Source organism: Rhizobacter sp. P3_B12 (assembly GCF_056402895.1).
Genome location: NZ_JBFUGN010001746.1, coordinates 1 through 572 on the forward strand (window position 1 = coordinate 1; position 572 = coordinate 572).

At 75.0% G+C, this 572-nt stretch carries 1 protein-coding gene; it reads right to left on the bottom strand.

Annotated features, from left to right (window positions below; genetic code table 11):
* Window positions 1–572: NAD(P)/FAD-dependent oxidoreductase (locus AC1D01_RS38005; protein WP_477875164.1), on the bottom strand; the 572-nt coding region annotated here is incomplete at both ends.

Here is a 572-nt window from a genome sequence, read left to right on the forward strand (position 1 = left end):
TCGTAGTGCTGGCTCCAGAAGAACGGGCTGATGTCGAAGGCGCGGCGCCGGCCGAGCATGTTCAGCGCGGCGACCTGGCCCTGGCGCTCGGCGAGCGCCCAGTGCTCGACGCGGATGCGCTCGCCCGAATGCGGATCCGGCCAGCGCGCGATGTCGCCGGCCGCGAAGATGCCCGGCGCGCTGGTCTGCAGCCACGCGTCGACGCTGACGCCCCGGTCGACGGCCAGCCCCGCCTGTTCGGCCAGCGCGAGTGCGGGCCGCACGCCCACGCCGGCGACGATCAGGTCGGCCTCGACCAGCGTGCCGTCGGCCAGCCGGACCTGTGAGCCATCGACCCGCGCCACCGTGGCGCCGAGGTGGRAGACCACGCCGTGCGAGGCATGCAGGTCGCGCACGAACGCACCGAGCTCGGGGCCGAGGACGCGCCGCATCGGCACCGGATCCGGTGCCACGACATGCACCGCCAGCCCCCGTGCGCGCAGCGAGGCAGCGACCTCCAGCCCGATGAAGCTCGCGCCGATCACCAGCGCCGAGCGCGCGGAACCCGCCTGCGCGGCGATCGCCCGGCTGTC